We start from the raw sequence: 17,696 nt of genomic DNA, 5'->3' as shown, positions 1-17,696 counted from the left end.
CCCGCGCGGGTGGGGTGAAACGTTTATTCAGCCCCAGCGCCGGAGTTCGGACATCGAACGGATGCGCGGGTCCCGCCCCCATCCGGCGGAGCGCACGGCGATTCCACGACCGCGGGCCGCCCGCCACACCCCCCGATGAGCTTCCCGCGGCCGCCGCGACCTGGTTCGGTACGGGCGTTTCCCCCACCCCTCGATCGGAGCGCCTCTCCATGCGCATGCTCATGCGTGTCACCGTCACCGTCGCCGCGCTGCTCGCGGCGGCCCCCATGGCGGCCGCCTCGGCCTCGGAAGCCGCCCCGGAGCCGACCCCGGCACCGCTGAGGACCGCCGCCAACCCGGTCCCCGGCAACTACATCGTGACCCTGAACAAGGGCGTGGACGCGGCCAGGGCCGCCGAGAAGCTCGGGCTCAAGCCGTCCTTCCTCTACAGCAAGGCCCTCAACGGCTTCGCGGTCCCGCTGACCCCGCTCCAGCTGACGATCGTCCGCAACAGCCTCGGGGTGGCGTCCGTCGAGGAGGACGCGAAGGTGCAGTCCGTGCCGAAGCGCACCGCCGCGCCCGCCACCCGCGCGCCGTCCGCCTCCTGGGGCCTGGACCGCATCGACCAGCGGCGGCTGCCGCTCGACAACGACTTCACCGCCCAGGGCAACGGCGCCGGGGTGACCGCCTACGTCCTGGACACCGGCATCGACTTCGCCCACGCGGAGTTCGGCGGACGCGCCACCTTCGGCTTCGACGCGGTCGGCGACGGGCAGCAGGGCCAGGACTGCAACGGCCACGGCACCCACGTCGCGGGCACGGTCGCGGGCCGGACGTACGGGGTGGCGGCCAAGGCGGCCCTGGTCAGCGTCCGCGTCCTCGGCTGCGACGGCAAGGGCACCTACTCGGCGATGATCGCGGGCCTGGACTGGGTGGCGAAGAACGCCAAGCAGCCGGCGGTCCTCAACGGCTCCCTCGGCGGCGACAAGTCCCAGGCGCTCAACGACGCCGCCACCGCCCTTTCCGACGCGGGGGTCCTGCCGGTCCTCGCGGCCGGCAACGACGCGAAGACCGCCTGCGGGGTCTCCCCGGCCTCCGCCGAGCGGGTCGTCACGGTGGCAGCGAGCAACCGGTACGACGAGGAGAGCGACTTCACCAACTGGGGCACCTGCGTCGACCTCTACGCCCCCGGCGAGGACATCACCTCGGCCAAGCTCGGCGGCGGCTCCGTCGCCCTGGACGGCACCTCCATGGCATCGCCGCACGTCGCCGGGGTCGCCGTCCTCTACAAGCAGGCCCACCCCAAGGCGGACCCGGGCGAGCTCGCCGACTTCCTGGAGTCCGGGTCCACCAAGGACGTGCTGAGCAAGCTCAGCAAGAGCTCGCCCAACGCGCTGCTGTTCATCGACGGCCTGTAGCCCCCGGCTCCGCCGTCCGCATCCCGGCGGCCTCGCCGTCCTCCTCGACGCCGACGACGTCGGGGTGCGCCCGCAGCGCCGTCAGCTGGGCGGCGTCCAGGTCGGCGGCGAACCCCCCGAACACGCTGCGGTAGACGTGCCGCGGCTCGGTGACGCCGGTCTCGCGCATCACCCGCTCGGGGTCGGCGCCCGGCGCGAGGGTGACGACGTACGGCTCGGCGGCCCGGCCCTCGTCGGCGCTCACCGCCGGCCCGGCGTGCGCGACGGGCGCCGCCGCCACGGGGGCGGCGAGCAGCAGGGCGGCGGTCAGGACGGTACGCAGCAACGGACGCACGGGGACTCCCTCTGGGCGGTGACAGTGGCTACCCGCTCCTTCGGCTCCCCGGGCCCGCCCCTTGAGCCGCCGCTACTCGGCGCCGGTGGCGTACCGGTACGAGCGCTGGACGATCTTCCAGACGGTCTCCAGTTCCGCCGCGCTGCGGGGGCCGTAGACCAGCGTCACGTCCTGGGCCGGGTGGTGCACGCCCCAGCCCGCGTCGATGACCTCGGCCTCCACCCGCGCCGGGAGCGTCAGGTGCAGCGAACCGTCGTGATGCGGATGGATGTGCGCCCACTCACGGCCCCGCTGGAAGGCCGCCGCCGGACCCGTACCGACACCCTCCGGCAGGAACAGCGCCCGGGCGTGCGGCACCGAAACCAGCGTGGGCGACATGTACACGTACGGCAACGCCCGCATCCGCTCCCACAGCTCCTCCTGGAGCATGATCGGAGAGATCTGCGAACCCTGACCGTGCGGCGCCGGCCCGAAGACCCGCGGAGCCGCACCGCTGCGGGGAGTCAGCGTGAGCATGGTGGTGTTCCCTTCCTGCCGGTGGGCCGGCCGCGGTGTGCGGGCCGGCGGAGCCGGAGCGTTCGCGCCCCTCAGGCCCTGGCGCTGGTGGCGAGCTGGCCGAGGACGTCGAGGAGCCCGGTGACGACCTCGGCGTCGTCGGCGGGGTGGGTGGAGGCGAACCGGGTGACGGAACCGGGCACGGAGAGCCGGGCCTGGTCGATGACGGCGCCGCCGGCGATGCCCGCGGACTTGCGGGCCTCGTCCTGCGCCCAGACCCCGCCGTAGCTGCCGAAGGCCGTACCGACCACGGCGACCGGCTTGCCGGTGATCGCGCCGGTGCCGTACGGGCGGGACAGCCAGTCGATGGCGTTCTTCAGCACGGCGGGGATGGTGCCGTTGTACTCGGGCGAGACGAGCAGGAGCGCGTCCGCCCGCGACACCGCCTCGCGCAGGGCCGCCGCCGGGGCCGGAACGGCGCCCTCGACGTCGATGTCCTCGCTGTAGAAGGGGATGTCGGCGAGGCCGCCCTGGATCTCGACGTCGATGTGCTCGGGCGCGTGCTTGACGGCCGCCTCGGCCAGTTGGCGGTTGTGCGAGCCGGCCCGGAGGCTGCCGACGAGGGCGAGGACGCGCACGGTCATGGTCGGACTCCTTGCTGGGGGACCCCCGAGGGGGCGGCCGCGGCGGGCGCCGCGGGACTGCCCCGACCGTAGGCCCGGGCGGCCACCGGGCGGATCAGTAAGGTTTCTGGCAGTGGCTACGTATACGCGAGCCCGCCGGGACCGGCGCGGGCGGCGCACGGGGCCCGGGGGAGGCGGCACATGCTCTACGGACGGCAGTCCGAGGAAGCGGCGCTGGACGCGCTGCTCGACGCGGCGCGGCAGGGGCAGGGGGGAGCGCTCGTCCTGCGCGGGGAAGCGGGCATCGGCAAGTCCGCCCTGCTGGAGCGGATTTCGGCGGAGTCGGCGCCGACGGTGCGCCGGGTGACCGGCTGCGAGGCGGAACGCGACCTCGTCGGCGCCGGCCTGCTCCAGCTGCTGTGGCCGTTACAGGAGCGGGTCGCGCTGCTGCCCGGCCCGCAGGCGCGGGCGCTGCACACCGTGCTCGGCGGCTCCGCCGGCCCGGCCGACCGGTACACGACCGGACTCGCGCTGCTCACCCTGCTCGCCCGGCTCGCCGAATCCGGTCCGGTGGTCTGCGTGGTCGACGACGCCCAGTGGCTGGACCAGAGCAGCGCGGACGCCCTGCTGTTCGCGGCCCGCCGGATCGCCGCCGAACCGGTGGCCCTCGTCTTCGCCGCCCGTGACGAGGGGTTCGACGCCCGCGGCCTCCCGGAGCTCTTCCTGCCCCGGCTGGACCGCCGGGCCGCCGCACGGGTGCTGGAGCGCTACCGGCTCTCCGCCGCGCGCCGCGCCCGGGTCCTGGAGGACGCGGACGGAAACCCGCTGGCCCTCCTGGAGTTCGGCCGGGCCGAGCGCACCTGCGGCCCCGGCGGCGGGCAGCGCGTCACCGACCGGGTCCTCGCCTCCTTCCGCGACACGATCGCCGCCCTGCCCGACGGCGTACGTCTGCTGCTGCTCACCGCCGCCGCGGACAGCAGCCGTGACCTGGCCCGGGTGCTGGCCGCCGTCGACGCGCTGGGCGGCAGCGGCGCGCGGGCCCTGGAGGCGGCGGAGCGGGCCGGGCTGCTGCGCGTCGACGGAGCCCGGGCGTCCTTCCGGCACCCGCTGATCCGCGCCGCCGCCTACAGCGGTGCCGCCTCCGTCCAGCGGACCCGCGTGCACCGCGAACTCGCCGCCCTCGAAGCGGACTCCGACGCCCGCGCCCGCCACCTGGCGCTGGCCGCGCTGGGACCCGACGCCGCCGTGGCCGCGGAAGTCGCCCGGGCGGCGGACCGCGCCCGGCACCGGGCCGCCCCCGCCATCGCCTGCGACCTCTACCAGCGCGCCGCGGACCTCTCCACCGCCCTGCCCGAACGCGGACGGCTGCTGCGCCGCGCGGCCGCCGCGGCGGTGGCCGCCGGGGACCTGGGCCCGGCCGCCACCCTGGCCGGCCGGGCCGGTCCGCTCGCCGGCACCGGGGCCGACCGGGCGGCCCTCGCCGAGGTCCGCGCCGCCGTGGAGTTCGAGCGCGGCGACCAGGCCGCCGCGGCGCGCCTCCTGGTCGCCGGCGCCCGGGAGGCCGACCCCGGGCCGTCGGCGTCGATGCTGCGCACCGCGGCGACGTACGCCTGGTTCTCCGGGGACGCCGACTCCGTACGGGCCTGCGCGCAGCTCCTCCCCGGCGACCACACCGTGCGGGGCATGGCCCGCCTGGTGGACGGCGACCACCCGGCCGGCCTCGCCGCGCTCGCGGCGGCCGTCGCCGAGGGCGGACCCGGCATGCGCCCGGTCTACGCGGCGGCCCTGCTCGGCGACGACGCCCGCACCGAGGAACTGGTCACCGCCGAAGTGGCCCGCAGGCGCCGGGCCGGGCTGGTGGGCGGACTCCCGGAGGCACTCCAGATGCTCGCCCGGCTACAGGTGCTCCAGGGCCGGCACCGGGACGCGGAGGCGTCGGTGGCCGAGGCCCGGGCGGTCGCCGAGGACTGCGGCATGCCCCAGCGCATCGGCCGCCTGGAGGTGGCCCTCGCCCGGATCGCCGCGATCGAGGGCGACCCGGAGCGCTGCCTGCCGGTCGCCGGGGGGACCGTCGACGGGGGCGTCGCGGTCGCCTGCCTGCTGGGCCTGCTCGACCTGGGCCTGGGCCGCTACGAGGAGGCCCTGGAGCGCCTGGAGACGGCGTGGAGCCGCCCGGGCCACTACATGACGGCGCTGGTGGCGGCGACGGGCGACCTGGTCGAGGCCGCGGTCCGGCTCGGCGCCCCCGAGCGGGCCCGTCCCGCGTGGCAGCGCCTCGCGTCGTGGGCGGAAGCCGGGGGCCAGCCCTGGGCCCGGGCCGTCGCGCTGCGCTGCGAGGCGCAGTTGACCGGCCGGGAGGAGTCCTTCACCGCGGCCGGGGCCCTGCACGCGGGCGCCGGGCGCCCCTTCGAGGCCGCCCGCACCCTGCTCGTCCACGGCGAGTGGCTGCGGCGCGCCCGGCGCCCGGCGGAGGCCCGGGCCCGTCTGCACGGCGCGCTGGAGGTCTTCGAGCGCCTGCACGCCGCCCCGTGGACCGACCGCACCCGCGCCGAACTCCGGGCCGCCGGGGAGCCGGCCGCCCCGGCCGTCCCCACGGCCCGGGCACTGGCCGACCGCCTCACCCCGCAGGAACTGCAGGTGGTCCGGCTGGCGGCCGAGGGCCGCAGCAGCCGCGAGGTCGCCGGGCTGCTGTTCCTGAGCCCGCGCACCGTCGAGCACCACCTCTACAAGGCCTACCCCAAGCTGGGCATCCGCTCGCGCACCGAACTCGCCCGCCTCGACCTGGACTGACCGCCCCGCGGGCGTCGGCAACACGGAAGCCGGCAACGCAGAAGGCCCCGGCCGGTTTCCCGGTCGGGGCCTTCAAGTGCCCGGTGAGGCACTGGCGGAGGATACGAGATTCGAACTCGTGAGGGGTTGCCCCCAACACGCTTTCCAAGCGTGCGCCCTAGGCCACTAGGCGAATCCTCCGCCGCAAACAATACAAGACGTTGGGGGGTGCTCGCGAACACGATCCGATCTTGGGGGCCGGCGGAGGTCCGGCGGCGGATCGGGCGGGGGTGCGGGTCGATTCCGGGGCCAGGGATCGGCTAGGGTGGGGCCCAGCCCCTCACGTGGCGCTATCTCACCCAACTCCCCCAGGGCCGGAAGGCAGCAAGGGTAAGTGGGCTCTGGCGGGTGCGTGGGGGGCGCTTTGCGTTCCGGGACGGGTCCGGGGGCGTCGGCGGGCCGCCGTTGTCGGCGGGCCCGGATAACCTCGTAGACGTGTCGTCCCTTGCGCTGTACCGCCGCTATCGTCCCGAGTCGTTCGCCGAGGTCATCGGGCAGGAGCATGTCACTGCACCGCTGATGCAGGCCCTGCGGAACAACCGGGTCAATCACGCGTACCTGTTCAGCGGGCCGCGCGGATGTGGAAAGACGACCAGCGCGCGGATCCTGGCCCGGTGCCTGAACTGTGAGCAGGGTCCCACCCCCGAGCCCTGCGGGGAGTGCCAGTCCTGCCGCGACCTGGCCCGCAACGGACCGGGTTCCATCGACGTCATCGAGATCGACGCCGCCTCCCACGGTGGCGTGGACGACGCCCGTGACCTGCGGGAAAAGGCCTTCTTCGGGCCCGCGTCGAGCCGCTACAAGATCTACATCATCGACGAGGCCCACATGGTCACCTCGGCGGGCTTCAACGCCCTGCTGAAGGTGGTCGAGGAGCCGCCGGAGCACCTCAAGTTCATCTTCGCCACGACCGAGCCCGAGAAGGTCATCGGGACGATCAGGTCCAGGACGCACCACTACCCCTTCCGGCTCGTCCCGCCCGGCACCCTGCGGGACTACCTGGGCGAGGTCTGCGGGCGCGAGGGCGCCAAGGTCGAGGACGGCGTGCTGCCGCTCGTCGTGCGCGCCGGGGCCGGCTCCGTCCGTGACTCCATGTCCGTCATGGACCAGCTGCTGGCCGGCGCCGCCGACGACGGTGTGACGTACACCATGGCGACCTCCCTGCTCGGCTACACCGAGGGCTCGCTGCTCGACTCCGTCATCGACGCCTTCGCCTCCGGGGACGGCGCCGCCGCCTTCGAGGTCGTCGACCGGGTGGTGGAGGGCGGGAACGACCCGCGCCGCTTCGTCGCCGACCTGCTGGAGCGGCTGCGCGACCTGGTGATCCTCGCCGCCGTGCCGGACGCCGGGGAGAAGGGGCTCATCGACGCCCCCGCCGATGTCGTGGAGCGGATGCAGGCCCAGGCCTCCGTGTTCGGCGCCGCCGAGCTGTCGCGCGCCGCCGACCTGGTCAACGCCGGACTCACCGAGATGCGGGGGGCGACCTCGCCGCGGCTCCAGCTGGAGCTCATCTGCGCCCGGGTGCTGCTCCCGGCCGCCTTCGACGACGAGCGCTCCTTCCAGGCCCGCCTGGACCGGCTGGAGCGCAGCGGGCCGCCCGCCGGTGCGTTCGCCGCTCCGGCGATGCCCGCCGCGCCCGGGATGGGCTACGTCCCCGCCCCCGAGGCGCAGGCCATGGCCCCGGCCGGGCCGGGCGGCGGAGTCGCCGCGGCGCGGGCCGCCGTACGGGGCCCCGGGCCCGAGGAAGCCCCGGTTCCGGCGGCCCCCGCCCCCGCCCCGGCACCCGCTCCCCCTGCCCCTGCCCCTGCCGCCCCGGCTCCCGCCGCCGCCCCGGCCGCCGCCCCCGGCGCCTGGCCCGGAGCCGCGCAGCCCGGCAGCGGTGCCCCCGGCGCGTGGCCCGGAGCCGCCGTCCCGGCCCCCGCAGCCGCCCCGGCCCCGGCCGCCCCCGCGCAGCCGGCCGCCGGTGCCTGGCCCAGCGCCGCCGCGCCCGGCAGCGGAGCCAACGCCCCGGCCCCCGCCCCGGCCCCCGCTCCCGCCGCCGCTCAGCCGGCCGCCGCCGCCCCGGCCGCGCCCTCCCCGGGCATGGCCGCCGGGGCCGGACAGGTCCAGGCGATGTGGCCCGGCATCCTGGAGGCGGTCAAGAACCGCCGCCGCTTCACCTGGATCCTGCTCAGCCAGAACGCCCAGGTCACCGGCTTCGACGGCAGCACCCTCCAGCTCGGCTTCCCCAACCCCGGAGCCCGCGACAACTTCGCGAGCAGCGGCAGCGAGGAGGTCCTCAAGGCGGTGCTCGCCGAGCAGTTCCAGGTCAGCTGGAAGATCGACGCCGTGGTCGGGGGAGGCGGCGGCCCGGCCCCCGTCCAGCAGTCCTCGTACGGCGCCCCGGCCGCTCCCGCCTACAGCCCGCCGCCGCCCACCCCGCAGCAACAGCCTCAGCAGCAGGGTTCCGCTCCGCAGCAGCAGTACCAGCCGCCCCAGCAGTCGGCCCCGTCCCAGCAGCCGCCCGTCCGGCAGGCGCCCCCGCCGGTCGCCCCCGAGGACGACGTCCCGGAGGCGGACGATCCCGACCTCGTCGAGAGCGCGCTGACCGGACACGACCTCATCGTGCGCGAGCTCGGAGCCACCGTTGTGGAGGAATACACGAACGAGTAGCCGCCCGTCATTGGGTGGCCGCACGAAACGCGCCACTCCGTCCGGGCTACCCTGGGCGGCGTGAAGGTCCTCGTCATCGGCGGCGGCGCCCGCGAACATGCCCTGTGCCGCTCTCTGTCCCTCGACCCCGACGTCTCCGCGCTCTACTGCGCCCCCGGCAACGCCGGCATCGCCGAGGTGGCGGAGCTGCGCCCGGTCGACGCCCTCAACGGCACCGCCGTGGCCCGGCTGGCCGCCGAGCTCGGCGCCGGCCTGGTCGTCGTCGGCCCCGAGGCGCCCCTGGTCGCCGGGGTCGCCGACAGCGTTCGCGCGGCCGGCATCCCCTGCTTCGGCCCCACGGCCGCGGCCGCCCAGCTGGAGGGCTCCAAGGCCTTCGCGAAGGACGTGATGGCCGCGGCCGGCGTCCCGACCGCGCGCAGCTACGTCTGCACCGACGCCGAGGAGGTCGACGAGGCCCTCGACGCCTTCGGCGCCCCGTACGTCGTCAAGGACGACGGCCTCGCGGCCGGCAAGGGCGTCGTGGTCACCGAGGACCGGGCCGTCGCCCGCGCCCACGCGCTGGCCTGCGACCGGGTCGTCATCGAGGAGTACCTCGACGGCCCGGAGGTCTCCCTCTTCGCCATCACCGACGGCGTCACCGTCCTGCCCCTCCAGCCCGCGCAGGACTTCAAGCGCGCGCTGGACGGCGACGAGGGCCCCAACACCGGCGGCATGGGCGCGTACTCCCCGCTCCCCTGGGCCGACGCCAAGCTGGTCGACGAGGTCATGGAGCTCGTGCTCCAGCCGACCGTCGACGAGCTCCGCCGCCGCGGCACCCCCTTCTCCGGCCTGCTCTACGCCGGACTCGCGATCACCTCCCGCGGCACCCGCGTCATCGAGTTCAACGCCCGCTTCGGCGACCCGGAGACCCAGGTGGTCCTCGCCCGGCTGCGGACCCCGCTGGCGAGCGTCCTGCTGAACGCCGCCCAGGGCACCCTGGACGCCGAGCCGCCGCTCAGCTGGCGCGACGACGCCGCCGTCACGGTCGTCATCGCCTCGCACAACTACCCGGAGACGCCCCGCACCGGGGACCCGATCGAGGGCCTCGCCGAGGTGGCCGAGCAGGACGCCCCCGACGCCTACGTGCTCCACGCCGGGACCCGCCGCGAGGGCGACGCGGTCGTCAGCGCGGGCGGGCGCGTGCTGTCGGTGACGGCGACCGGTTCCGACCTGGCACAGGCGCGGGAGAAGGCGTATAAGGCGGTCGCGCGGATCCGGCTCGACGGCGCGCAGCACCGTACGGACATCGCGGCCAAGGCGGCCGAAGGCCGCTGACCGGCGGAGTCGTGACGGGACGGGCCCGGTGCGCGGGGGACGCGCACCGGGCCCGCGCGCGTGTCCGCGTCCGTTCGCGTGCGACTGCATCCGGCCGCGTTCGAACGCACCCACCTTTACCCAAAGCCATTCCATCGGGTGATCGTCACCCGGACCGCCTGACGTCCGCGCCCGCCCCAACTAGGGTGCGGCGCAAGCATTCCGGCACATGGCCCACCGGCATTGCGATGTCGGTGGCGGGTGTCACAGTGGGGGAGTGAGCTACGCCGCCGCAGGGCAGAGGGGGTGAGGTCCGGCCGTGTCCGCACCAGGTTCGATCGCAGAAGTGGGCGCACCGTCCGCGCGTTCGCGGGCCCTCGCCGTGCTGCGGGTCCGCAGCAGGGCCATGGCCGCCGTGCTGCTGCCCGCCGCCCTCGCGGTGATGCTCGTGGCCGCCCGGATGACGGGGCGGCTGGCCGGTGACCCCTGGCCGGCGGTGACCCTGGCCGTGTGCGCGGTCGCCGCAGTGGTCCTGCTCGCGGGCGGGGTCTTCGGCGCCGTCGTGCTGCGGGCCGGTCCCGCCGTGACGCCGACGGTGGCGCTGCCCGAGGCCGCCGCCCCCGACCTCTACCGCCTCGTGCGCGACCTCGCCGACCGGATGGACGTTCCGGCGCCCTCCGCGATAGCCCTGACGCCCGACTGCGACAGCTGGCTGGAGGACCGCACGCATCCGGCCCACCGCCGGGCCGCCATATCCACCGGTCCCGAATCGGCGCCCGGCGCGGCCCCCGTGCTGGTGATCGGCTCGCCGTTCCTGTGGTGGATGCGCGTCGCGGAGCTGCGGGCCGTCCTCGCGCCCGTCGTCGCCGGTACGGGGCCCTCCGCGCACCCGGACATAGCCGACGCGCGCGGTTTCGTGCGCGGGCTCGACGCCGCCGTCGACGTGGGGAGCCAGCCCGGCCTGGGCTGGATCGCCCACCCCGCCCGGCTGCTGCTGCGGCTCTGCCAGGACGACGCCGCCGAGATGGAGCGCGGGGTGGCCGCCGCCGCCTCGGACCGCGCCCACGACGTGGACTACGGGCTGCGCATCGCCGCCCAGGAGCAGGTCGGCCTCGCCTACGCGGGCTGGGACCGGCTGCTGACCAGGGTCGCGCTGCCCGCCTGGCGGATGGGCCGCTGGCCCGCGCACCTCGACGCCGGGGTGGTCTCCGCCCTGACCGAGCTGTCCCGCCGGGACCGGCTCGCGGAGGAGTTCACCTCTCGGCTCGGCGAGCGCCCCGCCTGCGACCTGCTGGAGCGGCCCGGAGTGATCGACGAGGCCGCTTCGCTGCTGGCCGCCCGGCTGTTCCACGGGGGTCCGGCCGAGGCCGGGCCCGACTGGTCGCCGATCGACTGGACGGCGTACCCGGAGGAGGTCGTGGACCGCAAGTGGCGTACGGAGGCGGCCCGGCTGCACACCGCGCTGGACGCCGTCCGCGTCCCGGCGGGCAGCGCCGCGCGCCCCGGGGCCGCCCCGGCCGCCCCCGCCCCGCCCGCCTCCGCCCGGGACGGCTTCGACGGTCCGACGCTGGAGCGGGTGCTCGGGTACCTCACCGATCCGGGCGGCGACTGCTCCGCCGGGGAGGCCCTGGCCGGGCGGCTCAGCGCGGACCTGGCCCGCGAGGACCTGGCCCGCGAGGAGCGCGCCGCGGCCCCCCGCGCGGGATCCGGCGGCTCCCGGGGCGCGGACACGCTCCCGCTGTTCCCGCTCCAGCCCCCGCGCAGCAGCCGGGACCTGCTGGCCGACCACGTGACCGCCCTGGTGTGCTGCGCGGCCGTGGACTCCGCGGGCGCCGGCCCCGGCCTGGACTGGCTCGACGGTCCGGTCCTGCTCGTCGGCGGCGAGCGCCGCGCCGACCTGGCGCCCCGGGTGCTCTCGCTCGTCGAGGAGGGGGATCCGGAGCCGCTGCGGCAGTGGCTGGCGGAGGTCGGGGTGCGCCCCGAGAAGCCCGTCCGCCTCGTCTGAAAGCGGCGGTCCGCGTTCCGCTCACGTCAATTCGCGACGAACGGTGACGGACTGCGTGCGTTATGTGATGTGCTGGGACCGGTCGCGGCGGGAGTGTCCGAAACCCGCCGCACCGAGGTGTCGGAAAACGCGTTCGGGGGAGCGAGGGAGGGGAGCGGTATGGGTGCGGACCAGATCCGGCGGTGGGAGTCAGGTGCGCTCGCGCACGCGGTCAACGACCCCTTCGGCCAGGGCCCCCTGCCCTGGTTCCGCGGCAGCGAGCTGTACTTCGACGACACCGGCCAGGTCGTCCCCTGGTACGTGGACCCGTCCCTGACCCCCGGCCAGCTCCCGCGCGCCCGCAGCAACGGCGGCGGCCCGCTCACCGCCGACGACGTCCACCGCCAGATCAAGGGCTTCGCCTCGACCGGCCCGGTGGCCCCCGGCGAGGCCATCGACTTCCACATCACCGTCGACCCGCCCCAGCAGTTCTCCGTCGACGTCTACCGGATCGGCCACTACGCGGGCGACGGCGCCTCCAAGATCACCACCAGCCCGCGGCTGTCCGGGATCGTCCAGCCGCCCCCGCTCACCGCCGACCGCACCGTCTCCTGCCACCACTGGTGGCTGTCCTGGCGGCTCCAGGTCCCCTCGTACTGGAGCGTTGGCGCGTACGTCGCCGTCCTGACCACCGCCGACGGCTACCGCTCCCACATCCCCTTCACGGTCCGCGACGACGAGCCCGCCGACCTCCTCCTGGTCCTGCCCGACATCACCTGGCAGGCCTACAACCTCTACCCCGAGGACGGCCACACCGGCGCGAGCCTCTACCACGCCTGGGACGAGGAGGGCCGCCTCCTCGGCGAACGGGACGCGGCCACCACGGTCTCCTTCGACCGCCCCTACGCGGGCGCGGGCCTGCCCCTGCACGTGGGCCACGCCTACGACTTCATCCGCTGGGCCGAGCGCTACGGCTACGACCTCGCCTACGCCGACACCCGCGACCTGCACGCCGGCCGCGTCGACCCCACGCGCTACCGCGGCCTCGTCTTCCCCGGCCACGACGAGTACTGGTCGGCCCCCATGCGCCGCACCGTCGAACGCGCCCGCGACCACGGCACCTCGCTCGTCTTCCTCTCCGCCAACACCATGTACTGGCAGGTCGAGCTGGGCCCCTCCCCCTCCGGAGTCGAGGACCGCCTCCTCACCTGCCGGAAGCGGCGGGGCCCCGGCCGCCCCAGCCTGTGGCGCGAGGTCGACCGCCCCGAACAGCAGCTGCTCGGCATCCAGTACGCGGGACGGGTCCCCGAGCCCGCGCCCCTGGTCGTCCGCAACGCCACGCACTGGCTCTGGGAGTCCACCGGCGCCACCGAGAACGACGAGCTCGACGGCCTGGTGGCGGGCGAGGCCGACCGGTACTTCCCGCGCACCCAGCTCCCCGAACACCGCGACCGGATCCTGCTCGCGCACTCGCCGTACGCGGACAGCGAGGGCGCCAAGCGCCACCAGGAGACCTCCCTCTACCGCGCGCCCAGCGGCGCCCTCGTCTTCGCGTCCGGCACCTTCGCCTGGTCCCCGGCCCTGGACCGCCCCGGGCACGTCGACGAACGGATCCAGCGGGCCACGGCCAACCTCCTCGACCGCATCTGCAAGCGCGACTGACCACCCCGGCCCCCGACGGCCCGGACCGGCGGCCACCCCCTGCCTCCCGCACGGACCTCCGTGCGGGAGAATGGCCCTGCGCTCGTACAGAACCACAGGGAGACTCCGTGCCCGGATTCGTCGAAAAGCCCGAGCCGGTGCAGGTGCCCGGCCTCGTCCACCTCCACACCGGCAAGGTCCGCGACCTCTACCGGGACGAGGACGGCCGACTCGTCATGGTCGCCAGTGACCGCATCTCCGCCGCCGACTGGGTGCTGCCCACCGAGATCCCGGACAAGGGCCGCATCCTGACGCAGCTCTCCCTCTGGTGGTTCGACCAGCTCGCCGACCTGGTCCCCCACCACGTCATCAGCACCGAACTGCCCGCCGGCGCCCCCGCCGACTGGGCCGGCCGCGCCCTGGTCTGCAAGAACCTCGACATGGTCCCCGTCGAGTGCGTGGCCCGCGGCTACCTCACCGGCTCCGGCCTCGCCGAGTACGACAAGACCCGTACGGTCTGCGGACTCGCCCTCCCCGAGGGCCTGGTCGACGGCTCCGAGCTGCCCGCCCCGATCTTCACCCCGGCCGCCAAGGCCGAGGTCGGCGACCACGACGAGAACGTCTCCTACGAGGAGGTCGCGCGCACCACCGGCGCCGAGACGGCCGCGCTGCTGCGCCGCACCACGCTCGACGTCTACGGCCGCGCCCGGGACATCGCCCGCGAGCGCGGGATCATCCTCGCGGACACCAAGTTCGAGTTCGGTTTCGACGCGGACGGCACCCTGGTCGCCGCCGACGAGGTCCTCACCCCCGACTCGTCGCGCTTCTGGCCCGCCGACCGGTGGGAGCCGGGCCGCGCCCAGCCCTCCTTCGACAAGCAGTACGTCCGCGACTGGCTGTCCTCCCCGGCCTCCGGCTGGAACTCCAAGGGCGAACTGCCGCCGCCGGTCCTCCCGGGCGAGGTCGTCGAGCGGACCCGCGCCAAGTACGTCGAGGCCTACGAGCGCCTCACCGGCCAGACCTGGAGCTGAGGAACGGCGAAGGCCCCGGTCAATGACCGGGGCCTTCGTCTTCTGAGCGGACAACGCGACTCGAACGCGCGACATCCACCTTGGCAAGGTGGTGCTCTACCAACTGAGCTATGTCCGCCTGTGCGCCGTGGCGCGAGGACAACTATACCCAACCCCGCTCGCGTGCGAGACGCACCGCCGTGTGACGGTTCTCGGCGCCCAGCTTCGTCGCCGCCGAGGACAGGTAGTTGCGCACCGTCCCCTGCGACAGCGAGGCCCGCTCCGCGATCTCCGCGACCGGCGCCCCGTCCCCGGCGAGTTCCAGTACCTCCGCCTCCCGGGCCGTCAGCGGGGAGTCCCCCGCACTGATCGCGTCGGCCGCCAACTCCGGGTCCACGTAACGCCCTCCGGCGTGCACGGTGCGGATCAGCTCGGCCAGCCGCTGCGCCGAGACGGTCTTCGGGGCGAAGGCCCGCACGCCCGCCGCGAGGGCCCGCTTGAGGTGCCCGGGACGGCCGTGACTGGTCACGATCATGGTCCGGCAGCCGGGGAGTTCGGCCCGCAGCGCTGTGGCCACGCTCACACCGTCGGCTCCCGGCATCTGCAGGTCCAGTACCACCACGTCGGGCCGGTGGGCCCGCGCCATCGCCAGTGCCTCCGGCCCCGAAGCCGCCTCGGCGACGACCACCAGATCGTCCTCCAGGCCCAGCAGCGCGGCCAGCGCGCCCCGGATCAGGTGTTCGTCGTCGGCCAGCAATACCCGTACGGCGCTCACGCCCGCACCTCCACTCGTTCCGTCCGGCTTCCCGGGATCTCGGCCCGCAGCCGGAACCGGCCGCCCCCGGCCGGTCCCGCCTGCAAGGTCCCGTCCACCGCCGCGAGCCGTTCCCGCAGGCCCGCGAGCCCGGATCCGGGCGGTCCCGCGGGGGCGTCGGGCGCCCCGTCGTTCTCCACCAGCAAGGTCACCGTGCCGCAGGCCGCCCGCGCCGTCAGCCGGATCAGGCAGCTGCGCGCGTCCCCGTGCCGCAGCACGTTCGTGGTCGCCTCCCGCACCACCCAGCCCAGCGCCGACTGCACTTCGGCGGGCAGCGTCCGGCCGGCCGTCTCGCACTCGACCCGGCAGTCCATCCCGGCGGCGCTCAGCACCCCGCGCGCGCCCTCCAGCTCCACCGCGAGGTCCGCCTCCCGGTAGCCCCGCACCACGTCGCGGACCTCCCGCTGCGACTCGCGCGCGATCCGCTGCACCTCGATCATCTGGTCCACGGCCTCGGGCCGTCCGCGCCGGGCGAGCTGTACCGCCAGCTCGCTCTTGAGCGCGATCACCGCGAGGTTGCGGCCCATCACGTCGTGCAGGTCCCGCCCGAACCGCAGCCGTTCCTCGGCCACCGCCAGCTGCGCCTGCACCTCCCGGGCCCGGTCGAGTTCGTAGACCGTCCGCAGCAGCCAGGCGGAGAACCCGTAGGTGAAGGCGATGAACGCGCAGGAGACCAGGACGCCGACGAAGTAGCCGACGATCTCCTCCCCCGGGAGGCCGAGTGCGGCGACGGCCACCGCCGTCCCCGCCGCCGCGCCCGGCGGCACCCACCGCACGTACCGGACCCGGGCCAGGGCCAGGGCGACGGAGCCGCAGCCGAAGCAGGCCACCCCCACGACCAGCGGCGGCGCCACGGACGTGCCGAGGGCGCCGAGGCGGCGCAGTACGAGGAAGAGCAGCACGGCGAGGGCCGTCAGCGCCGCCACCGCCACCGCGAGCCGCACGGGCCGCGGGCGCGTGCCGGCGATCCAGCTCAGGGCCCGTGAGGAGAGGAACCCGCAGAGCACGGCGTGGACGCACACCACCAGCAGGGCGGCGGTTCCGCCGGGCGCGGGCGACGAGCCGTCGTCCCGGGGGACGATGCCGGCCAGTCCGAAGGACACGATCTCGATGAGCACGAAGAAGTGGAAGGACCCGCGCGTGTACAGCTCGACCTTCTGCGCGCTGCTCCTGTGCTTCCACCACCCCGTCAGCTTCGACACGGCTGCGTCCCCCCGGTGTTCCTCGTGTGCCCGGGAGCGCGCCCGGACCCTGTTCCTCCAGCCTCGGCGCGTTCGGGCCGGGCCGGCAGTGTGCGTCGTCATGATCCGCGATGACATTTGTCATCGAGGGGTGACGTGTGCCACATAAAGGATGAGGGGGAGTGACCGCACCGGACAACGACAAAGGCCCCGATCAATGATCGGGGCCTTTGTTTTCTGAGCGGACGACGCGACTCGAACGCGCGACATCCACCTTGGCAAGGTGGTGCTCTACCAACTGAGCTACGTCCGCATGCTTCCCACGACACGAGTGCCGTGCTCTGCGAGCTCACTGTACCTGATCCACAACCGTGGCCGGTAAAGCGTGCAGAGCGGGTGACAGGGATTGCACACTGCGCCTCCCCCCTGGAAGGGGGGTGTTCTGCTACTGAACTACACCCGCACGACTTCGGGGCCCGGCCTTTCGGCCTCGCCCCTCGGCGTGATCCACACACTAGCCGATCGGAGGGGGTGGATGGCAAATCCGGGGTCAGTGGGCTTCGTTGTAGGCGGCGTAGACCCGCTTCGGGATGCGCCCGCGGGGCGGCACGTCGAGTCCGTTGGACCGGGCCCAGGCCCGTACGACCGCCGGGTCGGGGGCGATCGACGTGTGCTTGAACGCCTTCCCGGAACGGGACTGGCGGCGGCCCGCGGCCACGAAGGGGGCCAGGCTCTTCCGCAGTTTCTTTGCGTTGGCCACATTGAGGTCGATCTCGTAGGACTTACCGTCCAGGGCGAACACGACCGTTTCCGCCGCTTCTCCGCCGCTGATGTCGTCGGAGATCGTGACTACTACGCGCTGCGCCACGGATATCGGTCCCTTCGTGCGCCCTCGCCGCCGCTCGCTGACGTGCGGTGATGTCGCCTGTGTGGATGTTTCGGTGGAATGCATCAAACCGTCGGAATCCCGGCTGATTCCTTTGTACCGCGATTCTCATTGAATAGCGAAGCCCAGTTAATTCTCCCCGCGTGTCCCACCGCAATGCCGGGCGCGTGGTTTTCCGGTGGATTTTGCGAAGCGTTGGTGAAGCCCAAACGGCGGGCCGGGCGGTCCGGCGAGATATCTACCCGCGTAGAAATTTCCGCCGGGTACGCTGAGGGAACCGCCTTCGCACCAACCACCACACGGGAGTGCCAGTGGCACGCGTCGTAGTCGACGTCATGCTCAAGCCGGAGATCCTCGACCCCCAGGGCCAGGCGGTGCAGCGTGCACTGCCGCGTCTGGGCTTCGATGGGATCGCCGACGTCCGCCAGGGGAAGCGCTTCGAACTGGAGGTGGAGGGACCGGTCGACCAGGCCGCCCTCGACCGCATCCACAAGATGGCCGAAACGTTCCTCGCCAACACCGTCATCGAAGACTTCACCGTGAAGGTCGAGGCCTGA

Annotated in this window: 14 protein-coding genes, 4 tRNA genes and 1 other RNA gene; 9 read left to right on the top strand and 10 right to left on the bottom strand. The window is 74.5% G+C overall.

Features of this window, described 5'->3' with window-relative positions; genetic code table 11:
- Positions 1-215 precede the first annotated feature (215 nt).
- Complete coding sequence (locus ACGFXC_RS13245; protein WP_393713170.1) at positions 216-1,397, top strand: S8 family peptidase; 1,182 nt, start codon at positions 216-218, stop codon at positions 1,395-1,397.
- Here the strand turns inward: ACGFXC_RS13245 and ACGFXC_RS13240 are convergent.
- The 3 genes from ACGFXC_RS13240 to ACGFXC_RS13230 all read right to left on the bottom strand — a co-directional run bounded on the left by ACGFXC_RS13240 (position 1,381) and on the right by ACGFXC_RS13230 (position 2,870).
- Positions 1,381-1,731: a protease inhibitor I9 family protein gene (locus ACGFXC_RS13240; protein WP_393712308.1), complete on the bottom strand. Its 351-nt coding sequence runs from the start codon at positions 1,729-1,731 to the stop codon at positions 1,381-1,383. The genes ACGFXC_RS13245 and ACGFXC_RS13240 overlap by 17 nt on opposite strands.
- A 72-nt stretch (positions 1,732-1,803) precedes the next feature.
- Positions 1,804-2,247, bottom strand: a complete 444-nt coding sequence (locus ACGFXC_RS13235) for a luciferase family protein (RefSeq protein ID WP_393712306.1) — start codon at positions 2,245-2,247, stop codon at positions 1,804-1,806.
- A gap of 71 nt (positions 2,248-2,318) precedes the next feature.
- The gene (locus ACGFXC_RS13230) at positions 2,319-2,870 is read right to left on the bottom strand and encodes an NADPH-dependent FMN reductase (protein ID WP_393712305.1); all 552 of its coding nucleotides are present in this window, start codon (positions 2,868-2,870) and stop codon (positions 2,319-2,321) included.
- 180 nt (positions 2,871-3,050) lie between these two features.
- Between ACGFXC_RS13230 and ACGFXC_RS13225 the strand changes: the two genes are divergently transcribed.
- Entirely contained in the window at positions 3,051-5,639 is a 2,589-nt protein-coding gene (locus tag ACGFXC_RS13225) for an AAA family ATPase (RefSeq protein ID WP_393712304.1), read from the top strand.
- A gap of 92 nt (positions 5,640-5,731) precedes the next feature.
- Here the strand turns inward: ACGFXC_RS13225 and ACGFXC_RS13220 are convergent.
- A tRNA-Ser gene (locus ACGFXC_RS13220) sits at positions 5,732-5,819 on the bottom strand.
- Positions 5,820-5,949: 130 nt separating this feature from the next.
- Here ACGFXC_RS13220 and ffs point away from each other — a divergent pair.
- The 6 genes from ffs to ACGFXC_RS13190 all read left to right on the top strand — a co-directional run bounded on the left by ffs (position 5,950) and on the right by ACGFXC_RS13190 (position 14,279).
- Positions 5,950-6,048, top strand: an RNA gene (ffs, locus tag ACGFXC_RS13215) — signal recognition particle sRNA small type.
- A gap of 65 nt (positions 6,049-6,113) precedes the next feature.
- Positions 6,114-8,330: a DNA polymerase III subunit gamma and tau gene (locus tag ACGFXC_RS13210; RefSeq protein WP_393712302.1), complete on the top strand. Its 2,217-nt coding sequence runs from the start codon at positions 6,114-6,116 to the stop codon at positions 8,328-8,330.
- A 60-nt stretch (positions 8,331-8,390) separates the two neighbouring features.
- Positions 8,391-9,644, top strand: a complete 1,254-nt coding sequence (purD, locus tag ACGFXC_RS13205; protein ID WP_393712300.1) for a phosphoribosylamine--glycine ligase — start codon at positions 8,391-8,393, stop codon at positions 9,642-9,644.
- 298 nt (positions 9,645-9,942) lie between these two features.
- Complete coding sequence (locus ACGFXC_RS13200) at positions 9,943-11,628, top strand: hypothetical protein (RefSeq protein WP_393712299.1); 1,686 nt, start codon at positions 9,943-9,945, stop codon at positions 11,626-11,628.
- Between the two features lie 159 nt (positions 11,629-11,787).
- Positions 11,788-13,269: a N,N-dimethylformamidase beta subunit family domain-containing protein gene (locus ACGFXC_RS13195; RefSeq protein WP_393712297.1), complete on the top strand. Its 1,482-nt coding sequence runs from the start codon at positions 11,788-11,790 to the stop codon at positions 13,267-13,269.
- A gap of 107 nt (positions 13,270-13,376) precedes the next feature.
- Positions 13,377-14,279 carry a phosphoribosylaminoimidazolesuccinocarboxamide synthase gene (locus tag ACGFXC_RS13190; protein WP_393712295.1) on the top strand — a complete coding sequence of 301 codons (903 nt, stop codon included), beginning with the start codon at positions 13,377-13,379 and terminating at the stop codon, positions 14,277-14,279.
- 45 nt (positions 14,280-14,324) lie between these two features.
- Here the strand turns inward: ACGFXC_RS13190 and ACGFXC_RS13185 are convergent.
- From ACGFXC_RS13185 to ACGFXC_RS13160, 6 genes are all read right to left on the bottom strand, one after another.
- Positions 14,325-14,397: transfer RNA gene (locus ACGFXC_RS13185), tRNA-Gly, on the bottom strand.
- 24 nt (positions 14,398-14,421) lie between these two features.
- Positions 14,422-15,033, bottom strand: coding sequence for a response regulator (locus ACGFXC_RS13180; RefSeq protein WP_393712293.1), 612 nt, complete (start codon positions 15,031-15,033; stop codon positions 14,422-14,424).
- The gene (locus ACGFXC_RS13175; RefSeq protein ID WP_393712291.1) at positions 15,030-16,274 is read right to left on the bottom strand and encodes a sensor histidine kinase; all 1,245 of its coding nucleotides are present in this window, start codon (positions 16,272-16,274) and stop codon (positions 15,030-15,032) included. The genes ACGFXC_RS13180 and ACGFXC_RS13175 overlap by 4 nt, the downstream gene beginning before the upstream one ends.
- Before the next feature lie 219 nt (positions 16,275-16,493).
- Positions 16,494-16,566, bottom strand: a tRNA-Gly gene (locus ACGFXC_RS13170).
- Positions 16,567-16,644: 78 nt separating this feature from the next.
- A tRNA-Gly gene (locus ACGFXC_RS13165) sits at positions 16,645-16,716 on the bottom strand.
- 87 nt (positions 16,717-16,803) lie between these two features.
- A complete protein-coding gene (locus ACGFXC_RS13160; RefSeq protein ID WP_393712289.1) occupies positions 16,804-17,121 on the bottom strand; it encodes an Lsr2 family protein in 318 nt (105 codons plus the stop codon).
- Positions 17,122-17,450: 329 nt separating this feature from the next.
- Here ACGFXC_RS13160 and purS point away from each other — a divergent pair, with 329 nt between their 5' ends.
- Positions 17,451-17,696 (top strand): phosphoribosylformylglycinamidine synthase subunit PurS, encoded by a 246-nt coding sequence (gene purS / locus ACGFXC_RS13155; RefSeq protein WP_042801325.1) that lies wholly within the window; start codon positions 17,451-17,453, stop codon positions 17,694-17,696.

This window comes from Streptomyces sp. NPDC048507 (genome assembly GCF_043199995.1).
Taxonomy (GTDB): domain Bacteria; phylum Actinomycetota; class Actinomycetes; order Streptomycetales; family Streptomycetaceae; genus Streptomyces.
The sequence above is the reverse complement of the archived record's forward strand: the minus strand, read 5'-3'. Positions and strand labels throughout refer to the sequence as shown.